We start from the raw sequence: 24,518 nt of genomic DNA on the forward strand, positions 1-24,518 counted from the left end.
CACTTGTCCCCTTGTCCCCTTGTCCCCTCACTCCTCCATCCCGATAATTTCATATATTAATTGAGAATTAACTACTAACGGGCGGGGTGCTGCTATTCCATAACCTTGAGCTTCATCTACTCCCATTTCTTTCACTTTTAATAGGATACTATTATCTGTCACAAACTTGGCAATAGTTTTAATATCTAAAATATGTGCAATTCTGTTAATCATGTTGATCATTTCGCAAGCTACCAAATCATCTTTTACTTGTTGCACTAAATTACCATTAATTTTCCAATAATCCACAGGTATTTGTTTCAAGCAATTTAAGGAAGAAACGCCAATACCAAAGTCATCTAAGGCTACCTTAAAGCCCCAATATTTCAAGGATTCTATCAGGTTAGTTGCGAAATTGAGCTGGGAAATTACAACGGTTTCAGAGATTTCAAAACAGATAGATTCCGGGAGAATTTGATAGGTATCCAGTTGTGCTTTTAGAAAATCAATTAATCTCTCATCTTTCACACTAGAAGCTGACAAGTTAATTGCGTATAAATAACGGCTTTGCTCCTCCTGACTCTGCTGATGCAATATCCCAAAAACAGTATCAATTACCCAGCGATCGATCGTCGTAATTAAATCATAACGTTCCGCCGCAGGTAAAAAAGCCATAGGCGGAATTATTTCCCCATTTTCATCCACCAATCGCAGCAGAATTTCCCTAAATTCTCTTTGAGGTTGCTGGGAATTTAAGGGAAAAATTTGTTGACTATATAAGCGGAATTGATTGTTAGCTAACTTGTCTGTTTTCTTAGCAGAAATTGCTTGATTAATCTTGTTTAACCATTGTTCAGCCAAAGTTGTTTGTGCTGTTTCCACTTTATTAGGTTCGTAAGTATAAATGCAATTACGCCCATTATTTTTGGCTTGGTAACAAGCAGCATCAGCCATATTCATCACACTTTCTATACTTTTAGTTTCGGCATTAATTGTCACCAAACCAATACTCACGCCAATAATAAAAGGTTGATTATTCCAAATAAAACGAAATTCCCGGATACTATCTAAAAGTGATTGAGCAACAGCTTGTCCTTGCTTAATAGAACAATTATGAAGCAGTAATCCAAATTCATCACCACCAAGTCTTGCCAGAACATCACTTTGGCGCACTTGTTTTTGCAATAAATTAGTCACTTGGCGCAACAGTTCATCACCCGCTGCATGACCACAAGTATCATTGACAATCTTAAATTTATCTAAGTCTAAATAACACATTGCGTGTTGTTGATTTTGGGTTTTTGTTGTTGCTAAACCTTCTTCTAAGCGTTTTCTAAATTCCTGACGATTAATTAATTCTGTAAGCGCATCATGACTAGCTTCCCAAGACAATTGTTGATTGACTTGAGTCAGTAAAGCTGTACGTTCTCCAATTAAATCTTCTAAGCGTGACTGATATTGCTGTAATTCCATCACCGCTTGTTTGCGCTCGGTAATATCTTCAACCATGCGAATATAGAATTGAGGTCTACCTTGATCGTCGCGTACTAAATAAGCATGAACTTGACACCAAATCATCTGCCCATTTTTACAAAGGTAACGCTTTTCTTTTTGATAGCTCTCGCTGTCAATTAATGTTTGTCTATTTCTTAGTAAGTATCGCTTTTCTGGAGGGATGCTTTCGCTGTTTTCTGCTTCATTAGGCAAGTTTATTGAAGCAATATTTTCCGTAAAATCGAAGGTGGTTAATTCTTTTTCGCCGTAACCTAACATTTTTTGTAATGCTGGATTAATCGCGATCGTTCGTCCTGCCAAATCAATAATTTCAATTCCCAGACTAATCCCTTCAAAAAGTGAGCGAAAATGCGCTTCCCTCTGTTTCAGAGTCGCTTCTGCTTGTTGTTTTTCGACAATTTCTGCTGCTAATTTTTGGTTGGCAGCTTCTAATTGTGCTGCACTAGGAACTGCTAAAATTTGGGGAATTAAAGGGTACAATTCTAATGCTGTATATATTGAAACCAAAGCCGTCAGAGCTTTTACACCCCCAGAAAGCAAATAAGTAGGGTGCCACAACGTCCAAACTTCCAACAGGTGAGTTGTGCCACAAGTAACAATAAAAGCGCCAAACAAGAAAAAAATCCTTTTAAAAGGTAGGTCATACCGCTTGTTGGCTAAGTAGATCAGCATTAACGGAATTGAATAGTAAGCTAGTCCAGTTAACCCATCTGATAGTACGTGCAACCAAACTAAACCAGGATTCCACAGGTAACAGTGTCCGTGAGGAACAAAATTTTCTGACAACAACAAAGTCTTGAATATTTCTTGCATAAACAATTTCTCTGTTTAAAGCTACTGTAAAATTTTCTTCTTTTACTGATTTTACAAAAAAAAATTATGAATACTTTATCTAAAAAATTGAAATGTAAACTTTGTCAATATAACTTAATCCACACCATTAAGTAAGTATTTTCTTCAGAGCTTGGTTTTGATTAAATATTGAATAATATTCTCTCAATTAATGTTAAATTTTAATAGTTGAGTTATAAATGAAGTAATGGGAAAACAGGGACTTTTTGTAGGATTAGTGACGTTAGACTTAGTTTATTTAACGCCTAGTCCGCCCGGTATTAATCAAAAAATTGTGGCCTTGGATTATAGTGTAACCGCAGGTGGGCCTGCAACAAATGCGGCTGTTACCTTTAGTTATTGGGAAAATATAGCACAAATTTTAGGGGTAGTTGGACAGCATCCAATAACTCATTTAATTCGCTCGGATTTAGCAGATTATCGGGTAAAGATTCAGGATTTAGACCCGACTCGATTAGAAGCCCCACCAGTATCTTCGATTCTTGTTAGCAATGGTACTGGCGATCGCACTGTAATTTCGCTCAATGCCACTAAATCTCAAGTAGCTGAAGAAAATATTTTTAGTCACATCTTACAAGATATAGACATCATTTTAATCGATGGTCATCAAATGGCGATCGGCAAAAAAATTGCCAAACTAGCTCAAGCTAAAAATATTCCTATAGTAGTAGATGGTGGTAGTTGGAAGCCCGGATTTGAAGAGTTGTTACCCTTAGTAAATTATGCGATCTGTTCGGCTAATTTTTTTCCTCCAAGCTGTGAAACAACAAATCAGGTAATCGCTTACCTCTCGGCATTATGTATCCCTAACATTGCCATTACTCAAGGAGAAAAACCAATCCAGTATCTATCAAAAGGCATAGCTGGAACCATAGAAGTTCCCGTCATTAAACCAGTAGATACTTTGGGTGCAGGCGATATCTTTCATGGAGCCTTCTGTCACTATATCTTAAACCAAGATTTTCTCCCTGCTCTCCAAGATGCAGCGAAAGTTGCTGCCAAATCTTGTCAATATTTTGGCACAAGACAGTGGATGTCTCAGGAAAGTTTGTTACTGTAGTAGTCGATATGTAACTATCAAAGAATAAATATCCCAGTCAAAATATAAATTAAACAAATCACTGTTTTGTCAGCAATACAGTAAAATCTTGGTTAACGAAACAATTTCTAGATCATCTTGCGTCAAGTTGCTGAAACCAAGGGCTAGCGTCAATAGACAACTATCAAAATTATAAGGAACTTTAGTAGTGTTGAAATCTTTAGGTAAAGACCAATTTGAAGGGTTAGAAGAAGTGATAGCGATCGCTAAATCGGTAGGTTGGGGTGCAGCCGATATCTTGCGCTCTTATTATCGTGGCGAACCCGATCGCAGCGAATTAAATATCCAAGAAAAAAAAGAAGGGCCTGTCACCGCAGCAGATATAGCAACAAACCAATATATTCTCAATGAATTACAAGCCAGATTTGGCATCCAAGACTTTGGTTATCTCACTGAAGAAACATATAAATTCCAGTCAAAAGGAGTCATGTCTCCCCCATTATCGCAAGAATGGATTTGGATTATAGATCCCTTAGATGGCACCAGAGACTTTATTGAACAAACAGGCGAATATGCAGTACAAATTGCTTTAGTTTATCAACATCGTCCTGTAGCCTCGGTAGTAGTTTGGCCGGAAGCCGAAAAATTATATTATGCTCTTAAAGGTGGCGGTACTTTTGTCGAAACACGCCAGGGAAATACCACTCCAGTAACAGTTTCCCAACGCCAAAATATTGAAGATTTATCATTAGTAGTCAGTCGCACCCATCGGGATGAACGGTTTAACTATTTATTGCAACATTTACCATGCAAAAATAAACAATATGTCGGCAGTGTTGGTTGCAAAATTGCCACTATCATCGAACAAAGAGCCGACGTTTACATTTCCCTTTCCAGTAAATCTGCGCCTAAAGATTGGGACATTGCAGCACCAGAATTAATTCTCACCGAAGCCGGAGGAAAATTTACTTATTTAGATGGCTCTCCTTTAAATTACAATCGCGGAGATGTGAATCAATGGGGTTGCTTAATTGCTAGCAACGGTTACTGTCACGAAGAATTATGTAATCAAATAAAAGAAATTCTCGAACAAATAGAAAGTTAAAAATGCTTACCTGTAGGGTGCGTATAGCCTGTGGCATTTCAGAAAAGTGTCAGCATATCGCACCCTAAAATTATTTAGTTTCGCGTTGCAATCACCGCATAAAAAGGATCGCCACCACCAGCACCCAATAACTGTAAAATTTTTGGAACAGTGGACGCATGAATAATTACTTCTGGTTCACTAAAACCGGGAACTAAAGTAAAATAGCGTTTGACTAATTCTACTCGACCAATTTCAGAATTATCGCGCCATGCAGTAATAGCTTTTTGATAAAACATTCGGTTAGAAAAGCTAATAATTGCTATTCCACCAGGTTTTAGAATGCGATGAATTTCCGAAAAAATAGCGTCTGGGTATTGCAAATACTGCACAGAAACACAGTTAAGAACGGCATCAAAATCTTGGTCTGGTAAAGGTAATTTAGGATTTTGATTGAGATTTTGCACAAAGTAATGATTTAAGCGAGAATTGCGTGCTAATTCCTCTTCGTTCATGCCATGACCTTCCACATGAGAAAATTCTATGTCATCTGGCAGGTGAGAAACCCAACTACTCATCATATCGAAAATGCGAGTATTAGGTTTTAAGCGTTCCCGATACAAATCAGTTAATTGCTGAATAAACCCATCATCTACATGAGTTACAAAGCGAGGAAAAGAGTAAAACAGTAAATCATCTGTGTCATCTAACTTTGTGCGTTGATTAGGTCGGAGGAGCATGAGTTTAAATTTACCGAAACAGCAGCTACTTAATAATTATAAATAAATGTAACAAGGGGGGCAGGGGGACAGAAAGTAAAAATTCCCCTTGTCCCCTTGTCCCCTTGTCCCCTTGTCTCCTTGTCCCCTTGTCTCCTTGTCCCCTTGTCCCCTTGTCTCCTCTGCTCCCCTGCCTTTTTACGTGGCGCGGGAATCAACTTCTTGTAGGATTTGATCGACTTGTTTAGCTTTGGCAAATTCCTTGCGTTTAATAAATAATTCTTTGGCTTTTTTTAAATTAGCAACGCCCTCATCTTTATTACCTTGTTGCAAAAAAGCTAGTCCTAAATTAGTTAAAGCGTCGGCGTATTCAGCATTAATTGTTAAAGCTTCTTTCCACTGTTCAATTGCTTCAGGTAATTGACCTTGTTTAGCTAAAGCAACACCCAGAGAATTTCGCGCAACAGCGTGTTTAGGATTAATTTCTATTGCTTTACGATATTCTGCGATCGCCTCTTCTGCTCTACCTTGCCGCTCTAAAATTACTCCTAATCTTAAATAAGGAGTTGCCTCCTTGGGAAAAGCAGTAATTAATTGTCTAAAAATTGCTTCTGCATCAGCCATCTTTCCCTGACTATAAAGGTCAGTTCCGTAACTAACTATTTGCCCATAACCAGATACAACATCTGTACATTTTTTCTTGTTATCAGTAGCGTTGACAACACATTTTTGTAACTTATCTTCCTTGACTTCATAATCACCAGGGCTTGCTGACGCATCTGGTTGAATTCGCCTTGGTGATGCACCTGGTTGAAGTTGCAAACTCTCTGCTTGCCCAAAGCTAGGCTGAGCTAATATCAAAGCTGATGCTCCCCAACCAGCTAAAATGCTAAAAGCCATCCAAAATAGAGGCTGATTTAATCTCTTGTTCACGCTGCTATTAACTTTCATAAGCCTGACGCTGACTCCTCGACAATTAGCAATAGTTCCAGTTTAAGATGAGGAAGTTGTCAGCTTGCACTGGAACGATAATTTCTTACGGCACTGAATTGCCTTTTAACATATTCCTTGTAATTAGTCAAGCAATTGGACGTGCAACAGTTTTCCCCATTGGATGAGTTACCAATCTTATGTGCAGAATAAAGATAAAGTAACTAAACCTACAAAATAGCAATGCAATCAGCAACAGTAGAAAAATCCCAGGCAAATCTGCCACCACTAATTCCCCGTGAAATTTTGTTTGGGAACCCAGAAAAAACCAGTCCCAGACTTTCACCTGATGGCAAATATTTGGCGTATATCGCCCCTGACGAGAACAACATCTTGCAAGTTTGGCTGCGAACAGTGGGAGAGGAAGATGACCAAATCATCACCGCTGACAAAAAGCGGGGGATTCGGATTTTCTTCTGGACTTACAATCCCGACCAGCTAATGTATATGCAGGACTCGGACGGCGATGAGAATTTTCACCTTTACTTGGTGAACATTAAGTCAAAAATTGTTCGAGATTTAACGCCATTTCAAGGAGTCAAAGCAGAAGCGATCGACCTTGACCCCAAATTCCCCAATTTAGTATTAGTGGGAATGAACTTGAACGACCCCCAAACTTTTGACGTTTTCCGCATCAACTTAGAAAATGGTGCGGTGGAGTTCAACACAAAAAATCCCGGTAATATTGTTAGTTGGACAGCTGATGCTGACTTCCAAATTCGCGCTGCCACTGCCAGCACACCTGATGGCGGTTCGGAATTATTATTTCGGGAAACCACTGATAAATCTTGGGAAACTTTGCGCCGTTGGAGTCCTGATGAAGATGGCGGCGCTGTAGGTTTTTCTGTTGATGGAAAAACCCTTTATATTGAAGGAAATCATGATGCTAATGCCCAACGTTTAATTGCTTTTGACCTAGCTAATCGTCAAGAAACTGTAATTGCCCAAGACCCACAATATGATGTTGGCGGCGTAATGATGCAACCAATCACGCGAGTTATTGAGGCAGTTTCTTTTTACAAAGATAAGCAGGAATGGCAAATTTTAGACGAAAGCATCGCCGCAGATTTCGTCGAAATTGCCAAAGTTCGTCCAGGAGAGTTTTTTATCAGCAGTCGGGATTTAGCTGATAAAAATTGGTTAGTTGCTTACATGACTGATGATGGCCCGGTTTACTATTACGCCTATAATCGGGAAACAAAAAGTAGCACTTTTCTATTTAGCAATCAGCCGAAGTTAGAAGGTTTGCAGTTAGCAGGAATGCAGCCTATTTCTTATCAAGCAAGGGATGGTTTAACTATTCACGGTTACTTAACTACTCCGGTTGGAATTGCCACTGAAAATTTGCCGACTATTTTATTAGTTCATGGTGGCCCTTGGGCAAGAGATATGTGGGGTTATGACTCGGAAGCGCAATGGTTGGCTAACCGAGGTTACGCAGTTTTACAAGTGAATTTTCGCGGTTCTACTGGTTACGGCAAAGATTTCTTGAATGCTGCTAATCGAGAGTGGGCTGGCAAAATGCACGATGATTTAATTGATGCTGTAAATTGGTTGGTGGAACAGGGCATTTCTGACCGAGAAAAAGTTGCCATTATGGGCGGTTCTTATGGTGGTTATGCCACGTTAGTTGGTTTAACGTTTACGCCGGAAGTATTTGCTTGTGGTGTGGATATTGTTGGCCCTAGTAATTTGATTACTTTGTTGCAAACAATTCCTCCATATTGGGAACCAATGAAGGTGCAAATGTATCATCGGATTGGCAATATGGAAACGGAACCGGAGTTTTTGAAAGCGCGATCGCCTTTGTTTTTTATCGATCGCATTCAGAAACCTTTACTAATTGGTCAAGGTGCCAACGATCCCAGAGTAAAACAATCAGAAAGTGACCAAATTGTTGCAGCAATGAAAAAAGCAGGTTTACCTGTGGAATATGTCCTTTACACCGACGAAGGTCACGGTTTTGCCCGTCCCGAAAATCGCTTGCATTTTTACGCTGTTGCTGAAGAGTTTCTCGCCAAATATTTAGGAGGTAGGTTTGAACCTGCAACTAATATTCAGGGACATTCTGCTGTGATTAAGTAACTCAAGTTTCTAGTTATAAGATAGAGGTAGGTAGTAGGTAGTGGGTAGTGGGGTTCCTACTACCTACTACCTATTACCATTGCTTCTAAACGAAATTTCGCAATTTGGGCTATTTCGGTTAATGCTTGCGCGATTTCTACTTCTGGCGAATTTTTAATCCTTTGTTCAAAAGCAGTTAAAATGCTATCTTTAGTATGATTTTTCACGGCAATAATAAAGGGAAAACCAAATTGCTCTTTATAAGTTTGGTTTAGGGAATGAAATCTTTGATATTCTTCCAGTGTTAATCTATCCAAACCTACACCAGTTTGTTCTTTGACGGAAGCTTCAGCCATTTTTGCTTTAGTTCCTAAGTCTGGATGGGCGCAAATTAAGTTTAATTGTTGTTCTTTACTAGCTGTTTGGACGACTTCTATCATATTTTGATGTAAGGTAAATAAGTCAGCAAACGGGCGTTTTTGCCAAGCGTTTTTGGCTACCCAAGGAGAATGTTCAAAAATTGTTGCTAAAGCTTCGGTAAAAGCTTCTTGATCCATTTGATTGAGTTGAAAAATCGTATATTTCATAATTAATTTTATTAGCTAATGCTGTTACTTTTAGATGGTTAACAAAGGCTATTCAATCCTAAAAGCTTGCGGTTGATTGCCATCAATATCGGTAAAACCATACTTTGAAGCTAAATCTCCCACCGCTAAAACCTGACCTGATTTTGACATTAAATTTGGGTCAGATGCTAAAGCAACAATTGCTCTGCCGATATATTCAGGAGACTCGGAATTACTCAAATCAAAAGGTTGCAAATTATAAGCTGCCATAACTCTTTCAGTCCGCATAAAACCAGGTGCAAGTGCCACAACCGCAATGTTATATTTTTGCAATTCTCGCGCCATACCGAAAGCCATGTGATTGACAGCATTTTTAGCTAAATCGTAATACAAATTACCCAAAAATTTATCTCGATCCCAAGCGGTAGTACAAACAATTAAACCCTGATTTTGTGGTAGAATTAAAGGGATGGCGAAACGACTCGTTACCAAATGCGATCGCACACCTGCATTAAACATTGTCTGCCAACGTTGTAGAGAATGTTCCCAGAAAGGAGCATCAAAAGCAACACCATCCTCGAAATTAGTACCATAGTAATTTTCATAACCACCCCAAGCATTATTAACTAATAAATCCAAGTGTCCTTGTTCAGTTTTAACTTTAGTAAATAACGCCTCTACTTCCGCATCTATTGTGTGATCGCAACATACAGGAATACCGACACCACCGCGCAGTGTCACCGACTCTGCTGTTTCGTCAATTGTTCCCGGTAAATTATCAGTTGTAGCTTGGTTTTTGGTACTGCGTCCGGTAACATAAACTGTTGCGCCTGCTGCTCCGAGTGCTAAAGCAATACCACGACCTCCACCGCGACTAGCTCCCGTGACTACAGCTACTTTACCTTTTAATGTTGACATAGTGTAATGATTGGCGATCGCTTTTACTCTCCCTATTTTATTGCCACTTGAAAAATTTCCCAAATCCGATTAATCAATTAAATTTTCTGGCAAACTTAGATCTGGTTAACTCTATTCCTGGTTGGTAAAGCCACACATCAGTTGATTATTTGGGGGTAAAAAGAAAACTTTGGGTATAGAACTACGCAGTTACGTTTATTTAGATCGATTGCAACCTCAGCACGCCGCTTACATAGGAACAGTAGCACTGGGATTTTTACCATTACCAGGAGACGCATCACTGTGGATTGAAATTTCACCTGGAATTGAAATTAATCGCATTACTGATGTAGCCTTAAAATCCGCTTCAGTACGTCCAGGAGTACAAGTAGTAGAACGGCTTTATGGACTTTTAGAAATTCACTCTAGCAAACAAGGGGAAACCAAAGCAGCGGGAAGAGCAATCTTAGACACTTTAGGAGTACGACGCGAAGAATGTATTAAACCGCGAGTAGTTTCCAGTCAAATTATCCGCAACATTGACGCACACCAAACCCAATTAATTAACCGCACCAGACGCGGACAATTACTATTAGCAGGACAAACCCTTTATGTATTAGAAGTTGAACCCGCTGCTTATGCAGCATTAGCAGCAAATGAAGCTGAAAAATCCGCCGCAATTAATATTTTAGAAATCAATGCAGTCGGCAGTTTTGGACGTTTATATTTAGGTGGAGCAGAACAAGACATTTTAGCAGCAGCTGATGGAGCATTAACAGCAATTTCTAGTGTTATGGGTCGAGAAAATCCCAGTGCGCGGAAGGAGTAAAGGAGAATTTAAGCATGGCAAATATAGAACATCTCAATTTAATTAAAGTCAACAAACTAAAGTGGATTGAATGGCGAAAAAATAACCCAAAAATCGAACCAGACCTCAGCGAAGCTTTGCTTTCAGGATTGAACTTATTGGATGCTGATTTACAAGCAGTTAATCTGAATAAAGCAGACTTAAGTAATAGTTTACTACCAGCAGTTAATCTCAGTAACGCTAATTTGAGCAGTGCTAATCTTCACTCAGCTTTACTAGTTAAAGCAAATTTGAGTAATGCAAACCTCAGTTTAGCCAATCTCAGTGCCGCTAACCTCAAAGAAGCCGATTTAATTCATGCTAATTTAATCGGTGCTAACTTGAGCAAAGCTAATCTCAAAGGTGCTGATTTAAGTAATGCTAACTTAATTGGTGTTGATTTAAGTGAAGCAAATTTAAAAGCATCTGATTTAAGTGGTGCAAAACTGATGAGAGCTAATCTCAGAGACGCAAATTTAAGAAGTGCTAATTTAATTAGTGCTGACTTCAGTAAAGCTAATCTTTATGAAGCAGAATTAATTGATGCTTACCTCTACAAAGCTGATTTTCAGGAAGCAAACTTAAGCCAAGCGCACTTAATTGGTGCTTACCTTTTTCGCGCAAATATGAGCTTTTGTGAACTGAGTAAGGTTGATTTAAGATGGACTAATTTGAGCAAAGTCAACTTCACTGGTGCTAATTTGCGAGGCGCAAATTTAAGAGGTGCTAACCTTGATAAAGCAATTCTCACTGGTGTTCATCTTCAAGGTGCAATTATGCCAGATGGTTCAATTCATCCATAACCAATCATACCAAATCAGGGTTATACCAATTCTCTATGAAGATGCGCTGCACCAAACCCCACCCCAAACCCCTCCCCGTCTACGGGGAGGGGCAATGATTAAGCGCAATTTTACGGAGAATTGGTATTAGTTACCCCCAATCTCCCTCTTTCCTCTGCGTCCTCTGTGCCTCTGCGGTTCATTATAAAAGACGTTTTTAACCCAGATTTAGTATCAGTTTTTTTCCCGCCTTCCAGTTTAAAAATGGTTAAGGACTGAGTGAATTAACACTCAGTCCTTAATCATAAAAGTTGACTTTTTGGGAATCTTACTTACTTGCAGCAGGCTGACTTGGTGGATTTTTTGGCTTCAAATTTTGGGCGCTAATTCCAATTACCCATACTGTTACTAGTACCACACCAAGAATTTGGTAAAGTTGTAAATTTTCTTGGATAATCAAAAAAGCTAAGATGGTGGTTAAAGCAGGGCCACTGGCACTAACGACGGAAGCTAAAGCTGGCCCGATTAATGGGACACCCATGTTGGTGAATAGATAACCAGAAAGGGTGGTAGTAGCTAACACTAAAGTACCAATTAATAAGCTAGTCCACATTGTCGGCTTAACTTGATATCCGAAAAATGGCAGGACGCTCGCAGACAAAAACAAAATTGTGGTAAAGTTAACCACACTAAAGGGAATAGGGTGCATCCGACTGACTTTAATCAACACCACATAAACTGCAAAAGCCAGACCGGATAAAATAGCTGATGCCACTCCTAAAGTAACATTAGCCATCACCCCTTTAGTGAAGCTGGGAATAGTGAGGAAGCCACCAATGTAAATAGAAATTGTTGCCAAAACCAGTAAAAATGTTGGTTTGTCGCGGAAGATTAACCAAGACAACAAAATGGTAATTGTCGGATAAACAAAGAAAATAGTCGTTGCTACCCCTGTGGGGATATTTCCTAAAGCAATATAGATAAAAAATTGGGATAGGAACAGAAAAAACCCACTTCCAATCACACTTAACAATCTACCAAACTGACTTTTCTGCCCCAGATGTTTGATATCTCGCCATGTATTGTTATAAAACAATGGTGCAATTACAAAAGCCATTATGGGCGCGACTACGATCATTCGCAACAACAAAATGAATAACGAGTTACCAGGGCTTGGAGTAATAAACCCGCCAACTTTAAATAAGCCAAAGATATTTTGCTCCCTTAATAGTACCCTGACAACGATGTTTTGTAAGGAAAACATCAATGAAGAAATTAAAACTAAAACCACTCCTAATTTAAAATTTGCCGTTTGGGGAGATGGTGTTGTAGGAGTAGCTGGGGTTGTTGGTGCTGGGCTAACAGCAGGTGGTTGCTGACTACTACGACCGGGCAATGCTGCCGGACGATTACCCGGTGTTATTTTGGGTCTAGAAGAAATTCTTTCTGGTCGGTAGGTTTCCTGAAGTTGCAGTCTAATGCGAGTTACTAAGGCTTCTAAAATAGCTTCTCCCTGCTGTTCTAGGCTTTGCATCCGACCTAACTGTTGGGAGAAGTTACTTTGATAACTGTTGATGTCTTGTTGCAGAGCCCTTAAGGTAGAATTCAGCGTAGAATTCAGGGCTGCAAGTAACTCGTAGGAGTTTTCGTCTTGGTTGTCACTTGAGTGAGAAGCGTTTGCTGCTAAATAATTAAGTTGTTGTTGCCTTAACTCTTCTTGCAGCTGAGTAGCTAATATCTGAGCCAGCTGTTGCGTCCAGACTCTTTGTTCTGTTGTCTGCTGTTGAGATTGTAGCTGCTGATAGTGCGATCGCATCTGTTCAATTTCAGTATTTAAGCGAGATTTCTCACTTTCTAGCTGGTTGACATCTCGCCGCAACTGCTCTACCAAACTTTGTTGAATGTTTTGCAGTTGTTCTGTCAAAAGCTTCAGTGATTCTTCTGCGGTCTGCGGGTTGCCTTCACCCTGAGTTTGCCTTTGGTTTTCCAATTGAGCCATTAGCTTCTAACCTCTTGCCAATTGGCTATAAAATAACATTTATCGGTCTTCCCCAATAAGACCCCCATCACACCCTAACGACTTTCTTCTACTTGTGGTGGAAAATCTGGTTGCGGGGACAATGGTGAGGTTGGGGACTAGGAACGGCTACCAACCCAAGCCGGGGCAAGTGTAAGATAAATATTTGTTTTCTGTTCCCTTCCCTTACCAAAATGTCCTGCAAGGGAAATCTGTTAGCCGATAGAAGTATTGCTATCTCAATTTTATGAGTTGTTGAGCAAGGAAACAATTTGATTTTTTGTATCTTTTTAACTTGAAAAAGAATGATACTATTCAGGATCAAGGCATTTTTTTGCTTGATAGTAACATAAAAATTTGCTCAGGATAGAGCAAAAACTACCTATCTTAAGTACAGGTACAAATAAAATCAATAAGCTAAGATCTTAAAGTAATACTTAAGTATTACTTTGAGTAAAAATACTGCTATTGAGTAATTGGAGAATAGCTATTGTATGGCTGCGCTCAATCCAAAAGATGACAGATCGGTATCTCCTCAGCCTGAAAATCTGTTCGGGAGGAGAACAGCCTCGTCAATGTCACGGAATCAATCATTAAATTACATTAATGTTTTGGAAATAATAGTTATAGAAGAGGTGGAACGACAAATAGCAAAACTGTCACCCCATCTCGCTAAATACATAAATCCAGAGCAAGTGATTGCTTATGCACTAAATCGTCTGCCTTCACTGTATGCTACCAGCGAAGAGGGATGGCGTAGGCAGCAGCTAAAAGCAAAAACAGAACTCAAAAACCAGATTGTCATGGCAGTACGTCAGGGATTGGCTGCTGTGCAAAAAGATCCTTTGAAAGTGACAACTCCCTTAAAAATGCGTGGCAACTTGGAGATTGCTTCATATAATGTAGAAGGTAATCATCGCACTCAGCAAAAAAAATATTTTTAGCCGCAGAAGATGGAAAACTAATTTTGGCAACAATAGTTGTTTAAAATTTAATGAAATTGCGTTTTTTTTAATCTTAAGGATACTATGACTACAGTCTAGCTACATAATAATTAATATAAAATTTGTTGATAGATAATTGACTGGTATCGGGAAAATAGGTAGTATTATCGATACAAAATTGTGGCTAGTGCAGCACAGTTATCAAACCCCGATAAATTTTTTAGATTAGGGGTGTTAGGGTGTCAGGATGTCAGGGTGCTAGTTGTGTAAAATTTGATTGCATATCAAATTCTTACATTACTCTGTTGAACATTTCCTAATTTAAGTGTTCTCCAATGAAAACAATCACAAGTAAGAGCTTGGTTTATCGTAATGCCATTGAACCAATGGTAGTACAGGAAGTTGAGCATCAGTTACAACAGTTACCACCAAAGATGCTCAAATATATTGATCCAATACAAGTTGTAGCTTATGCCCTGAATCGCTTGCCAGCATTATACGCTACTAGTGAAGAGGGATGGCATTGGCAACAACTACGAGCGAAGACGAAACTGAAAGAGCAAATTACTACAGCTGTGCGTCAAGCATTAGTTGCAGTACAAAGCGATCCTCTAAAAGTTTCCACTCCTTTAAAAGATGGGGAAGTTAATCCAACGTTGGCTTATATGCAGGATAGTCAGTTTTTTGGTAGACAAGGAGAGATGAAAAAGCTTTGGTAAGTTATCGGATTCTGATACTAGAAGTACGATCGCCTAAATGAGCAAAATTTAATTCTTCTCCAGCGTCTAATGCCGCTCTAATTGCTGTTTTATCTGGTTCAACTTGAATTTTTTGAAATTTTTTTGGTAAATCAGTGGGAGAAATAGCATCATCTAAAATTAAAGGTTGTTTACCACCGCTTTTAGTTAAAGATAATTTATAACGTGCAGTTTCTACCGTTTTTAATTTATTGACTTCAAAAAACCATTTCAATCTTTCTTTGAGCATAGCCGCTTTTTTTTCATCACTAGCGGCTAACTTTGCTAACCTTTGAGCTTCTTTTTTCCTCACTTCTGCTTTAGCTTCCAATTCCGCAATTAAAGCAGCGTAGTTGTCTAGTTTGCGATCGCGTTCCTCCCCCAAATTTTCCAGCCAACTAGTAATTAACTGTTCGCTTTCAAGATCGTCATCTTCAATATCATCCAGTAAGCTAGTTAACTCACTGATTTCATCAGAAATATTGAACAGAGTTCGCCGTTGTACTGGTGCGTTTGGTGGTGCTTTACTTTCCATCGATTTTTCCCCTTTGATGAGATCCAGAAGTCTGCCAGACGAGCAATTATTATCATTATAATGAAATGAATACTACATCGAAAAAACAGGTGCTTAATCTTCCTTGAAGTTACTACAGATGATGCAAAAATCACCAAAAATTTTTCGTTTAGTCTTGATATTATCTTTAACTGCATTGCTCACCTCTGTGGCGCTCAATGTACTTTTGTTCATCGCCGCCAGACACTACTACTTATTACTCAATAAAACTACCTTAGATCCGCTTGGTTGGGATTATTATACAGGCAATTCCCAACCAGCTAATCTCACTAATGAGGCAACAAAAAAAGTAGTGTTTTTTGGTGATTCACGAGCGGAAAACTGGACTTTTCCTAGTGAAATAAAAGGTTTTTCTCCTGTAAATCGTGGAGTTTCTGGTCAAACTTCAACTCAAGTTTTGGGACGTTTTGAAAAGCAGGTTTTACCGTTGCGTCCGCAAATTATCATTGTTCAAGTTGGAATTAACGATTTAAAAGCAATACCGCTGTTTCCCGATCGCCAAACCACCATCATCGCCAATTGTAAAGCCAACATTCAGGAAATTGTCAAGCGATCGCGCTCTCTCGGTGCTACAGTTATCCTAACAACTATAATTCCGGCTGGAGAGATCCCACTAGAGAGAAAACCATTTTGGTCATCAGATATCGATCGCGCTGTTGTAGAGATAAACTCTTACATATCTTCTTTGCAAGCGCCGAATGTGATTATTTTGGATAGCTATTCGCTTCTAGAACAAAAGCAGAAAAATAATTATTACCGAGACAGTTTACACCTCAATGATAGAGGATATGAAATTTTAAATAAAGAACTAACAAAAATGCTAATAAAACTTAAATAAATAATAGGGTGGGCTTTGCGCCCACCGCAAAAACTAAACTTGAACCATACCACCAGCAGCTTGAAAACGAGCGCGAGCTCTTTTCAAAGCTTGAGTAGCCTGAATTTTTTCCTGACGATTTTCGCTGTTTTGTACTTGGTTAAAACGCTCTTGAGCTTTACTGTAAGCAGCACGAGCTTTTTCGAGATCGATCGAATCGCTACGTTCTGCACCATTAACCAAAATCGTCACCTCATTATTTTCCACTTCCGCAAAACCGCCCATCAGAGCGATCGCCACCCAGTTTTTATCCGGGCGAACACGCATTACTCCAGTATCCAAAGCCGTCAAAAGTGGAGCGTGACCACTTAAAATACCTAATTGTCCAGTAGTGCTGGGCAGAATTATTTCTTCCGCAGTAGAATCCCAGACAGTTTTATCTGGTGCAATCACACGAACTGTTAAAGTCATTTCGATTTGCGATTTTAGATTTTAGATTTCCGATTTTGCCTAGAGGGGCAGAGATGATTTTTCCCTGCCCTACATCCTAATTACTTAGCTTTGAGTTTTTCGCCTTTTGCGATCGCTTCTTCAATGGTACCCACCATGTAAAAAGCTTGTTCTGGTAACTCATCCAACTCACCAGAAAGAATGCGTTGGAAACCTTTAATCGTATCTTCCAACTTCACATACTTACCAGGAGAACCAGTAAACACTTCTGCCACAAAGAAAGGTTGAGACAAGAAACGCTCAATCTTCCGAGCCCGCGCCACAGTCAAACGGTCATCTTCCGACAACTCATCCAAACCGAGAATCGCAATAATATCTTGCAGTTCCTTGTAACGTTGCAAGGTAGACTGTACAGCGCGAGCAGTTCTGTAATGCTCTTCGCCCACAACATCAGGTTGCAACATAGTAGAAGTAGAATCCAGAGGATCTACCGCTGGATAAATTCCCTTAGATGCCAAACCACGAGACAACACAGTTGTTGCATCCAAGTGAGCAAAAGTAGTAGCAGGTGCGGGGTCAGTCAAGTCGTCTGCTGGTACGTAAACTGCTTGAATCGAAGTAATCGAACCTTCCTTAGTAGAAGTGATCCGTTCTTGCAACTCACCCATTTCTGTTGCCAGAGTTGGCTGATATCCTACCGCAGAAGGCATCCGACCTAACAGCGCCGACACTTCTGAACCAGCTTGTACAAACCGGAAGATATTATCAATGAACAGCAGCACGTCTTGCTTGTTCACATCCCGGAAGTATTCCGCCATTGTCAGAGCACTCAAGCCCACACGCATTCTAGCTCCTGGTGGCTCGTTCATCTGACCGTACACCAGTGCTACTTTAGAATCGGCGATATTTTTTTCGTTAATAACACCGGATTCTTTGAATTCATTGTAAAGGTCATTACCTTCACGGGTGCGTTCGCCCACACCACCAAACACTGACACACCACCATGAGCTTTAGCGATGTTGTTAATCAGTTCTTGAATAATTACGGTTTTGCCTACACCCGCACCACCGAACAGACCAATTTTGCCACCCCGACGATAAGGTGCTAACAGGTCTACAACTTTGATGCCAGTTTCAAACACTGAAGGAGAGGTTTCTAAGTCAACCAGCTTGGGTGCTTCCCGGTGAATAGGAGAGGTTTCTGTAGAATTTACGGGGCCTAAGTTGTCTATAGTTTCGCCCAATACGTTAAAAATCCGACCCAGCGTACCAGCCCCAACAGGTACACTGATGGGAGCGCCAGTATCGATTGCTTCCATACCGCGAATTAATCCATCAGTGGTACTCATGGAAACAGCGCGTACTTGGTTGTCGCCCAACAATTGTTGTACTTCGCAAGTTACGGATACATCTTGTCCAGCTTCATTCTTGCCTTGGACAATCAAGGCGTTGTAAATTCGCGGCATTTTGCCGCCGGAGAACTCAACGTCTACAACGGGACCAATAATTTGGGTAATCCGCCCGATATTTGTCTTTTCTGTGGTGGCTACCATGCTTGCGCCTATCTCAATAAGGGAAATCGTCTTAACATTTAGCAATGCCACTCTTTAGTTTACTACTGAACGCGATCGATCCTTGCCAAAAAAAATCAGTCCCCTCTACTAGTTAACCCGATATTAGTAAATCGGTTAAAGCTAGTTAAAATACGCTTTTTGCTCCTATTTTCGCTTCAGCATCGAACCTATACCTAGAGTACCTAACCCCAGAAAGCCCAAAATAGAAGCTGGTTCGGGGACAGTCGCTGATGCTGGTGGGGCATAATCAACCATGACAATAGTATATGGAGTATGAGCAGAAAACCCATTTCCCGTACTGAAGTAAGAACCCGTAGGATTTCCCCAGCCAGCTGCGTCTGCATTCCATACCCCTGTATTTAAGTTAAAACTACCAAAATCTTTTAAATCATTTAAAGTAATATATTGATCGGCTATTGTTGGTGGTGAAGAGAAGATAAAAGAAGTAAGTTCATCCAATGTCAGAAGGTTATCTAAATTATTATCAAGACCTGTAAAACTACCACTTCCCCAAGGATAGATATCCCATTTTGTTGCGAATTTTACAGAAGCAGCATTAGCTGGATTTGCTTTCATTGCTAATAGAGAAATAGCACCTACAGCGACACCTAACACTAATTTATTCAAAATTTTTGTACTCATCGTAGTTAAAATAGCCATTTTTCCAATTTCTCCAAACAAGTTAAAGTTGGTAGTGCTGATACCCTAAAAGGGCAATCCCCGATAACTTTTGTATTGGTAGAAACTAACCCTGAAGATCTTTAAAAATTTTTCAAATAACTTGAACTAAGTAGTTTTGCGAGTATTTGAATTTCGTTTTAGAGATCTAAGCTACCATATCCCAAAGATCACTGTCATGAGTTTCCGCTATTCTTCATATAATCTTTATAAAAAATTATTGATTACGTTAAATTTAGAGTTTGCTCTGTTAGTATTAAATAGGTATAAAGTCATCTGAAGAAGAAACAAAGAACCTTCCACTTATCTACCTTTACGAAACTGACTTTTATGCTGGCTGAGTGCGTAAATCCTATCTACTTAATTATGCTCAAGATTACTGCTAATTCTGGCTAAACATGAAAATAGTAGCCAATTTTACTGTTTATCAAAGTATTTTCATAATATAATTAATAAATAAAGCTAATTGAACGGTCATATCATCACCAAAAACTATTCTTTCTGGTCAGACATTGACCTCTGGATTACGCTAATCTGCAAAAAATAGCCGCGCTTTCCACTGGGGAAAACACGGATTGTGCTTTAATCTAGTTTGACAGATTTGTTACAAGTGTTAGCCTAAGCCTTCTATTAGTAAATCGGTCTTAGGTTATTAAGTTAAGCTTTTTCAATTCCTTTTTGTTGCTGTTTACGCTTCAGCATCGAACCTGCCCCCATTGCACCAAGGGCTAACAAGCCCAAAGTAGAAGCTGGTTCGGGAACTGGTTTAACCGTTCCCAGAGTACCACCTTTAAGGAGTACCGCAGAATCCAAAATCCCATCACTCACATCCTTAATCTTGATGCTCAAAGTGTTTTTGGCATTCTTGTTCAACAATCCTTCAAAGGTTAAAGTTTTCGTGTAGCCATCCAATTTGGTGAGTGTGCCTGGGCCAGCCGGATTGTCGATGTAGTCTGGGTGAAAAGGCCCAGTAGGGCTAGTGGCAAGGTTGTTAACTGCGACTGTCTGACCGTCACTCAACTTAGCCAAGTTCACCCCATTGAGCAGTAATTCAAAAGAGTCATTGTATACGCTACCCCCATACTCTTTAAATTCTTCCGACCCAAAGACGTATTGGAAAAACACCTTGTCTGCTGTGCTGTCCGCATCAAAGTTGATATCCAGCTGAGCTAAATCATCAGTAGCGCCCGGAGATCCAAAATCTGTGCTTAAATCTGTGCCTGGACTGTTCACTCCCGGTATATCTACTACTTTCCCAGTACTCAGGACGATACCCTTTGTCAAACCAAACGGATCGTCGCTGAAAGTACCAAAAGCGGCGGCATTACCTGTGGTGGTTACGGAAAAATTACTCAAACCACTTGTAGTGCCTAACAAAGCGTTTAGCAAATCAGAACTATTGTTGTTTTGAGTTACAGTAAAGGCCATTACTGGAGTACCAACTACGCTGAGGGCCGCACTTGTCGCAATAGCTGCGGCAGTAGTTTTGTGCCAAAGTTGCAATTTGGAAAGAAACGTATTGATAGACATGGGAACTTGCTTCTCCAAACTAAAAGTTGATTGTGGAAAGAATCAAAAGTATTTACTGTTTTGCAATGCCGTAGGCCGATCGCAATAATCTTCTGCGCTCCAACATCTGCATCAAATCAATAACTGTCCTTTTTTCTTGTATGGATATGACATAATTAACGTGGTTAAAATCATGGTCAAGAACTCGTCTGGATCATGGTAAATACAGATTGTGAAAGTTTTAACTATTTGTGCTGATCAGTAAGCCCTTATAAATAGCGCGATCGCTCTTGCACCCAATCCATACAAGCTGGCAATCTTTGCTAAGATTACCAATTCAGTTAATCTGGCACTGCTCAGAGGGTTATTGTTAACTCAAGCTTGGCATAAACTTTATATAAGTGGCAAGTACCTTTACGTAGTTTTCATTAAAATGATATGTTCAGATTTGTAAAGTTAAGCTTTAAAACCAGGAAAATCCTTCAGTGCAAGGCTCCCAGAGTTCTTAGTAACTACTTAAAACTACTTAAAAAGCAAAAAATATATTTAGATTATGTGAAATTCAAGTAGGTTTCCGTATTTAGGGGAGTTGGGAGTGAAGATAATATAATTTAGTACTATTTTTAGTAAATCCGCATTCATAATAATGCCTTCAAAACCTCTCAAAAAAAATATCTGTGTCCCCAAATAAGACACAGTGGCTAGTATATAAAATATTATTGATTATTCTATCAAACGATAGAAAACTCCAAAGATTTCCTACCCTTTAATTTCACGTTGCTGCTTCCGACCTTTGAGGAAAGCCATACCACCAACAGCAAGCAAGCCAAGCACTGTACCTGGTTCGGGAACTGCTTCAGGATTCACTGTTCCCAGAGTGCCGCCTTTGAGGAACACCGCAGAATCCCAACCACCATCTGCCACATCTTTAATCTTGATGCTCAAAGTATTTTTAGCATTCTTGTTCAGCAGTCCTTCAAAGGTCAAACCTTTCGTGTAGCCATCCAATTTAGTGACCGTACCAGGGCCAGCTGGATTGTTAATGTAGTCTGCGTGAAAAGGCCCAGAAGGACTAGTGGCAAGGTTGTTAATCGTGACTGTCTTGCCGTCGCTCAACTTAGCCAAGTTCACACCATTCAGCAGCAACTCAAAAGAGTCATTGTAACTGCTACCTGCCCATTCTACAAATTCTTCTGACCCAAAGACATATTGGAAGAACACCTTGTCTGCTGTGCTGTCGGCATCAAAGCTGATATCCAGCTTAGCTAAGTCATAGCTGCCCGGTGTATCACCAAGGGTTCCAAAACTTGTGCTTAAATCCGTGCCAGCACTGTTCACTCCCGGTATATCTGCTACTTTCCCACTACTCAGGACGATACCAGAATCCAAACCAAACGGATCGCCGCTGAAAAGACCAAAGGCGGCAGCATTACCTGTAGTGGTTACAGAAAAATTACTTAAACCATTTGTAGTGCCTAACAAAGCGTTTAGCAAGTTAGAACCATTATTGTCTTGATTTACTGTAAAAGCCATTGCTGGGACACCAGCTATGCTGAGGGCGGCTGTAGTAGCAATCGCGGAGGCGGCTTTTTGTAACAGTTTCATCTTGCTTACCTCTAAATATTTCAAATCTTCACATCGATTTGTAGAAAATCTTTTGATAAAAACTACCCCAGCAATATTTTTAAAACTTACGTTGCGGTAGTTTCGTACTCATCTGAATCTCACACTAAAAACAGAATGTCATAACCCAATTAGCAGCGTCACTATTTTTAGCTAATCTTCATCGAAACAATATTTTTTAGGTTATGTATTGCTCTTTATCCTAGTAAACACTTTTCAATAAAATTATTGTAAATAAAGGGTTTTAGCCATTGTTGTCGCAACCAAAAACTTTAAATATTGTATGAAATTTTCTTTTGTTTACTTGACGTATGGATAAGTTATTGGTTAAATGAAAGGAATAAAATTTTGATTTTTTATAGAATAAAAACAAGAATATTTTTGAGTGTAATTACTGTATTTTTACAAATTAATAGAAGATTTTACGGATAAATTTTGCTTAGATTTACGGGTGAATATGTAGATAAATTACAAAATTGATGGGGTCAGAGCGGAATTTGGTAAAGATTACGTAATTATCAATATTTAAAGCAATAGAAACAAAAAATGGGCTTTCTTTCCCAGTAAAGATACTGTATATATTCGTTGACTTGATTAAAAAAACTTATTTTGGGCAAAGTCAGTAGTTTTACTTGGACTTACGCAGCCATTGGGAAAAAACTCTATCTATCCTGAATGTAGAGACAATTCATGATTTATCTCTACATTCAGGATGGCTACATAAGCCCTGAGAAATTAAAAAAATTATCCAAAGAAAAAATTGACTATTTAAAACCGTTATGCAAAAATAGTCTTGCAGTTCTTCAAATAGCAGAAAAAATTGGGTTAACCAGCATCCCATCCATCAATAAAAAAGCTACGCTTCTCTGTTTGGTAAAATGTTCTAGTTGCTGCTGCTGCTGTAATTTTCTCTTGAGTTTGCGCTTCGTCTTCTGCTTTAATTTCTACTTTTTCCTCTTCTTTAACTTCTTCTACTAGCAAAGGAGTGGAAATTTTTAAAGGATCTCTTTGCACAGCTGCCAAACCTTGACGCACAGCAGTAACAATTTGCTCTTTCATTTGCTTCTTAGCACGTAATTGTTGAGCATTCCATCCTTCTTTGCTGGTAGCATATAAAGCAGGGAGACGATTAAGTGCGTAGGCTACGATTTGTGCAGAATTAATATATTGAAGGATATTTGGCGATAGCTTTTGAAGTTGTTGTTCTACTTCTTGAATTACTATTGGCTCAAGAGCATTGCGATAAATAATGGGTTGAAAATCTGATGCACTCATGGGAAAAAACAATACTGAAACCCTACGTAAGGAAATATACAGAGGTTTTGGCAAGGTAGTCAATTGTTTGCTTTTAAGTTCATCAAAATTTTACACTAAAAGCTTAAACAGAATCTTTGATAAAAGTTTGATAATGTCTCGTTTGCAGTTAATCAAAATGCTGTAGACTCTAGATAATTTTTGATGAATTTATCACTCACCTTCCGCAGTTTTGTACTTGTTTGTGTTATAATTGTTATCTTAGTATTGCGAATTAAGGCGTAAGTAAATATACTCCTTAATGATATACTTATTTAGTATGACTAGTGTGTTAAAGAGTTGTACAAACTAGGAAATCTCAGACCTGCTTCTGGTTTTGCTTTTGACGATCGATCTTTTGCTCTATTTTCTCGCCAAGTTTTTACATTCTGCAAAAATAAGACATTATATACGGTCAAGGTGCGTCATGTTGCACTTTTCTTAAATACAGCTCTCCCCAATCTTGACAGCAATTATTAGTCACTGAATCATTATCAATGGGATATAAATAATTAGCTTTACAGGGATTATTAATATTTAATTTTCGCAATTAAAGGAATTGTGTGCTAGTACTGAGTGGATATTACTCTTAGTAACTTTTTCTCCCAATGCTTTACTAAGTAAATTCCATAATTGAAAACCGACCAGTTTAATATACTCTGCATCATAAACAGCCTGCTCAGCAATTTCTTTACAAGAAATTCCATCCCAAGATTTACAAAATACCAACTATTGCACATCATTGAGACGTTTGGGCGCTTTCAGCAGGTAATCCGGGATTAGGTCACGAATATAGCATTGTGGATACTAACACCAGTGCTGGAACAATTACGCTGTACAATCCTTGGGGACTTAATTCTCTACCAGGTGAATCAACTGGGTTCTTAACTCTTTCTTACAATTACTTTAAAGCTAACTTTGACATGATTCATGTGGGTTAATTCTTCGATTTAGTAGTAATGGTGCGT

22 protein-coding genes are annotated in these 24,518 nt (G+C 39.1%); 9 read left to right on the top strand and 13 right to left on the bottom strand.

The annotated features are described in order from the left end of the window. Positions 1 to 27 precede the first annotated feature (27 nt). Positions 28 to 2,307, bottom strand: a complete 2,280-nt coding sequence (locus tag IQ264_RS13210) for a bifunctional diguanylate cyclase/phosphodiesterase (protein WP_193981250.1) — start codon at positions 2,305 to 2,307, stop codon at positions 28 to 30. 226 nt (positions 2,308 to 2,533) lie between these two features. On the opposite strand from IQ264_RS13210, the gene IQ264_RS13215 reads away from it, so the two are divergent. Both IQ264_RS13215 and IQ264_RS13220 read left to right on the top strand, forming a co-directional pair. Then, a complete protein-coding gene (locus IQ264_RS13215) occupies positions 2,534 to 3,406 on the top strand; it encodes a sugar kinase (RefSeq protein ID WP_193981251.1) in 873 nt (290 codons plus the stop codon). Positions 3,407 to 3,593: 187 nt separating this feature from the next. After that, positions 3,594 to 4,490, top strand: a complete 897-nt coding sequence (locus IQ264_RS13220; protein WP_322744682.1) for a 3'(2'),5'-bisphosphate nucleotidase CysQ — start codon at positions 3,594 to 3,596, stop codon at positions 4,488 to 4,490. A gap of 74 nt (positions 4,491 to 4,564) precedes the next feature. On the opposite strand, the gene IQ264_RS13225 is transcribed toward IQ264_RS13220, so the two are convergent. Both IQ264_RS13225 and IQ264_RS13230 read right to left on the bottom strand, forming a co-directional pair. Further along, a complete protein-coding gene (locus tag IQ264_RS13225) occupies positions 4,565 to 5,209 on the bottom strand; it encodes a class I SAM-dependent methyltransferase (RefSeq protein WP_193981252.1) in 645 nt (214 codons plus the stop codon). Between the two features lie 177 nt (positions 5,210 to 5,386). Next, positions 5,387 to 6,139 carry a tetratricopeptide repeat protein gene (locus IQ264_RS13230; protein ID WP_193981253.1) on the bottom strand — a complete coding sequence of 251 codons (753 nt, stop codon included), beginning with the start codon at positions 6,137 to 6,139 and terminating at the stop codon, positions 5,387 to 5,389. 222 nt (positions 6,140 to 6,361) lie between these two features. Between IQ264_RS13230 and IQ264_RS13235 the strand changes: the two genes are divergently transcribed. Continuing rightward, positions 6,362 to 8,263: an alpha/beta hydrolase family protein gene (locus IQ264_RS13235; protein ID WP_193981254.1), complete on the top strand. Its 1,902-nt coding sequence runs from the start codon at positions 6,362 to 6,364 to the stop codon at positions 8,261 to 8,263. Positions 8,264 to 8,322: 59 nt separating this feature from the next. On the opposite strand, the gene uraD is transcribed toward IQ264_RS13235, so the two are convergent. Further along, positions 8,323 to 8,829: a 2-oxo-4-hydroxy-4-carboxy-5-ureidoimidazoline decarboxylase gene (gene uraD, locus IQ264_RS13240; RefSeq protein ID WP_193981255.1), complete on the bottom strand. Its 507-nt coding sequence runs from the start codon at positions 8,827 to 8,829 to the stop codon at positions 8,323 to 8,325. 48 nt (positions 8,830 to 8,877) lie between these two features. Then, positions 8,878 to 9,726 carry an SDR family NAD(P)-dependent oxidoreductase gene (locus tag IQ264_RS13245; RefSeq protein ID WP_193981256.1) on the bottom strand — a complete coding sequence of 283 codons (849 nt, stop codon included), beginning with the start codon at positions 9,724 to 9,726 and terminating at the stop codon, positions 8,878 to 8,880. A gap of 169 nt (positions 9,727 to 9,895) precedes the next feature. Here IQ264_RS13245 and IQ264_RS13250 point away from each other — a divergent pair, with 169 nt between their 5' ends. Both IQ264_RS13250 and IQ264_RS13255 read left to right on the top strand, forming a co-directional pair. Continuing rightward, positions 9,896 to 10,534: a hypothetical protein gene (locus tag IQ264_RS13250; RefSeq protein WP_193981257.1), complete on the top strand. Its 639-nt coding sequence runs from the start codon at positions 9,896 to 9,898 to the stop codon at positions 10,532 to 10,534. Between the two features lie 14 nt (positions 10,535 to 10,548). Further along, positions 10,549 to 11,355 carry a pentapeptide repeat-containing protein gene (locus tag IQ264_RS13255; protein WP_193981258.1) on the top strand — a complete coding sequence of 269 codons (807 nt, stop codon included), beginning with the start codon at positions 10,549 to 10,551 and terminating at the stop codon, positions 11,353 to 11,355. 307 nt (positions 11,356 to 11,662) lie between these two features. On the opposite strand, the gene IQ264_RS13260 is transcribed toward IQ264_RS13255, so the two are convergent. Beyond that, positions 11,663 to 13,333: a DMT family transporter gene (locus IQ264_RS13260; RefSeq protein WP_193981259.1), complete on the bottom strand. Its 1,671-nt coding sequence runs from the start codon at positions 13,331 to 13,333 to the stop codon at positions 11,663 to 11,665. Between the two features lie 593 nt (positions 13,334 to 13,926). On the opposite strand from IQ264_RS13260, the gene IQ264_RS13265 reads away from it, so the two are divergent. Both IQ264_RS13265 and IQ264_RS13270 read left to right on the top strand, forming a co-directional pair. Beyond that, on the top strand, positions 13,927 to 14,295 hold the full coding sequence (locus IQ264_RS13265; RefSeq protein ID WP_193981260.1) for a late competence development ComFB family protein: 369 nt from the start codon (positions 13,927 to 13,929) through the stop codon (positions 14,293 to 14,295). Positions 14,296 to 14,630: 335 nt separating this feature from the next. Further along, the gene (locus tag IQ264_RS13270) at positions 14,631 to 15,014 is read left to right on the top strand and encodes a late competence development ComFB family protein (protein ID WP_193981261.1); all 384 of its coding nucleotides are present in this window, start codon (positions 14,631 to 14,633) and stop codon (positions 15,012 to 15,014) included. A gap of 1 nt (position 15,015) precedes the next feature. Here IQ264_RS13270 and IQ264_RS13275 read toward each other — a convergent pair whose 3' ends face one another. After that, positions 15,016 to 15,567 (bottom strand): siphovirus Gp157 family protein, encoded by a 552-nt coding sequence (locus tag IQ264_RS13275; protein WP_193981262.1) that lies wholly within the window; start codon positions 15,565 to 15,567, stop codon positions 15,016 to 15,018. 118 nt (positions 15,568 to 15,685) lie between these two features. Here IQ264_RS13275 and IQ264_RS13280 point away from each other — a divergent pair, with 118 nt between their 5' ends. Next, positions 15,686 to 16,444, top strand: a complete 759-nt coding sequence (locus IQ264_RS13280) for an SGNH/GDSL hydrolase family protein (RefSeq protein WP_228061513.1) — start codon at positions 15,686 to 15,688, stop codon at positions 16,442 to 16,444. 33 nt (positions 16,445 to 16,477) lie between these two features. Here IQ264_RS13280 and atpC read toward each other — a convergent pair whose 3' ends face one another. The 6 genes from atpC to IQ264_RS13310 form a co-directional block, all read right to left on the bottom strand. Further along, positions 16,478 to 16,894 carry an ATP synthase F1 subunit epsilon gene (gene atpC, locus IQ264_RS13285; protein WP_193981263.1) on the bottom strand — a complete coding sequence of 139 codons (417 nt, stop codon included), beginning with the start codon at positions 16,892 to 16,894 and terminating at the stop codon, positions 16,478 to 16,480. An 80-nt stretch (positions 16,895 to 16,974) separates the two neighbouring features. Continuing rightward, the gene (gene atpD / locus IQ264_RS13290; protein WP_193981264.1) at positions 16,975 to 18,426 is read right to left on the bottom strand and encodes a F0F1 ATP synthase subunit beta; all 1,452 of its coding nucleotides are present in this window, start codon (positions 18,424 to 18,426) and stop codon (positions 16,975 to 16,977) included. A 165-nt stretch (positions 18,427 to 18,591) separates the two neighbouring features. After that, positions 18,592 to 19,107, bottom strand: coding sequence for a PEP-CTERM sorting domain-containing protein (locus tag IQ264_RS13295; RefSeq protein WP_193981265.1), 516 nt, complete (start codon positions 19,105 to 19,107; stop codon positions 18,592 to 18,594). Positions 19,108 to 19,782: 675 nt separating this feature from the next. Then, complete coding sequence (locus IQ264_RS13300; protein WP_228061514.1) at positions 19,783 to 20,655, bottom strand: choice-of-anchor L family PEP-CTERM protein; 873 nt, start codon at positions 20,653 to 20,655, stop codon at positions 19,783 to 19,785. Positions 20,656 to 21,393: 738 nt separating this feature from the next. Then, the gene (locus IQ264_RS13305) at positions 21,394 to 22,239 is read right to left on the bottom strand and encodes a choice-of-anchor L family PEP-CTERM protein (RefSeq protein WP_193981266.1); all 846 of its coding nucleotides are present in this window, start codon (positions 22,237 to 22,239) and stop codon (positions 21,394 to 21,396) included. 843 nt (positions 22,240 to 23,082) lie between these two features. After that, positions 23,083 to 23,532 carry a late competence development ComFB family protein gene (locus tag IQ264_RS13310; protein WP_193981267.1) on the bottom strand — a complete coding sequence of 150 codons (450 nt, stop codon included), beginning with the start codon at positions 23,530 to 23,532 and terminating at the stop codon, positions 23,083 to 23,085. A gap of 818 nt (positions 23,533 to 24,350) precedes the next feature. Between IQ264_RS13310 and IQ264_RS13315 the strand changes: the two genes are divergently transcribed. Beyond that, a complete protein-coding gene (locus IQ264_RS13315; protein ID WP_193981268.1) occupies positions 24,351 to 24,491 on the top strand; it encodes a hypothetical protein in 141 nt (46 codons plus the stop codon). Positions 24,492 to 24,518: the final 27 nt, after the last annotated feature.

Source organism: [Phormidium] sp. LEGE 05292, from assembly GCF_015207735.1.
Taxonomy (GTDB): Bacteria; Cyanobacteriota; Cyanobacteriia; order Cyanobacteriales; family Aerosakkonemataceae; genus Floridanema.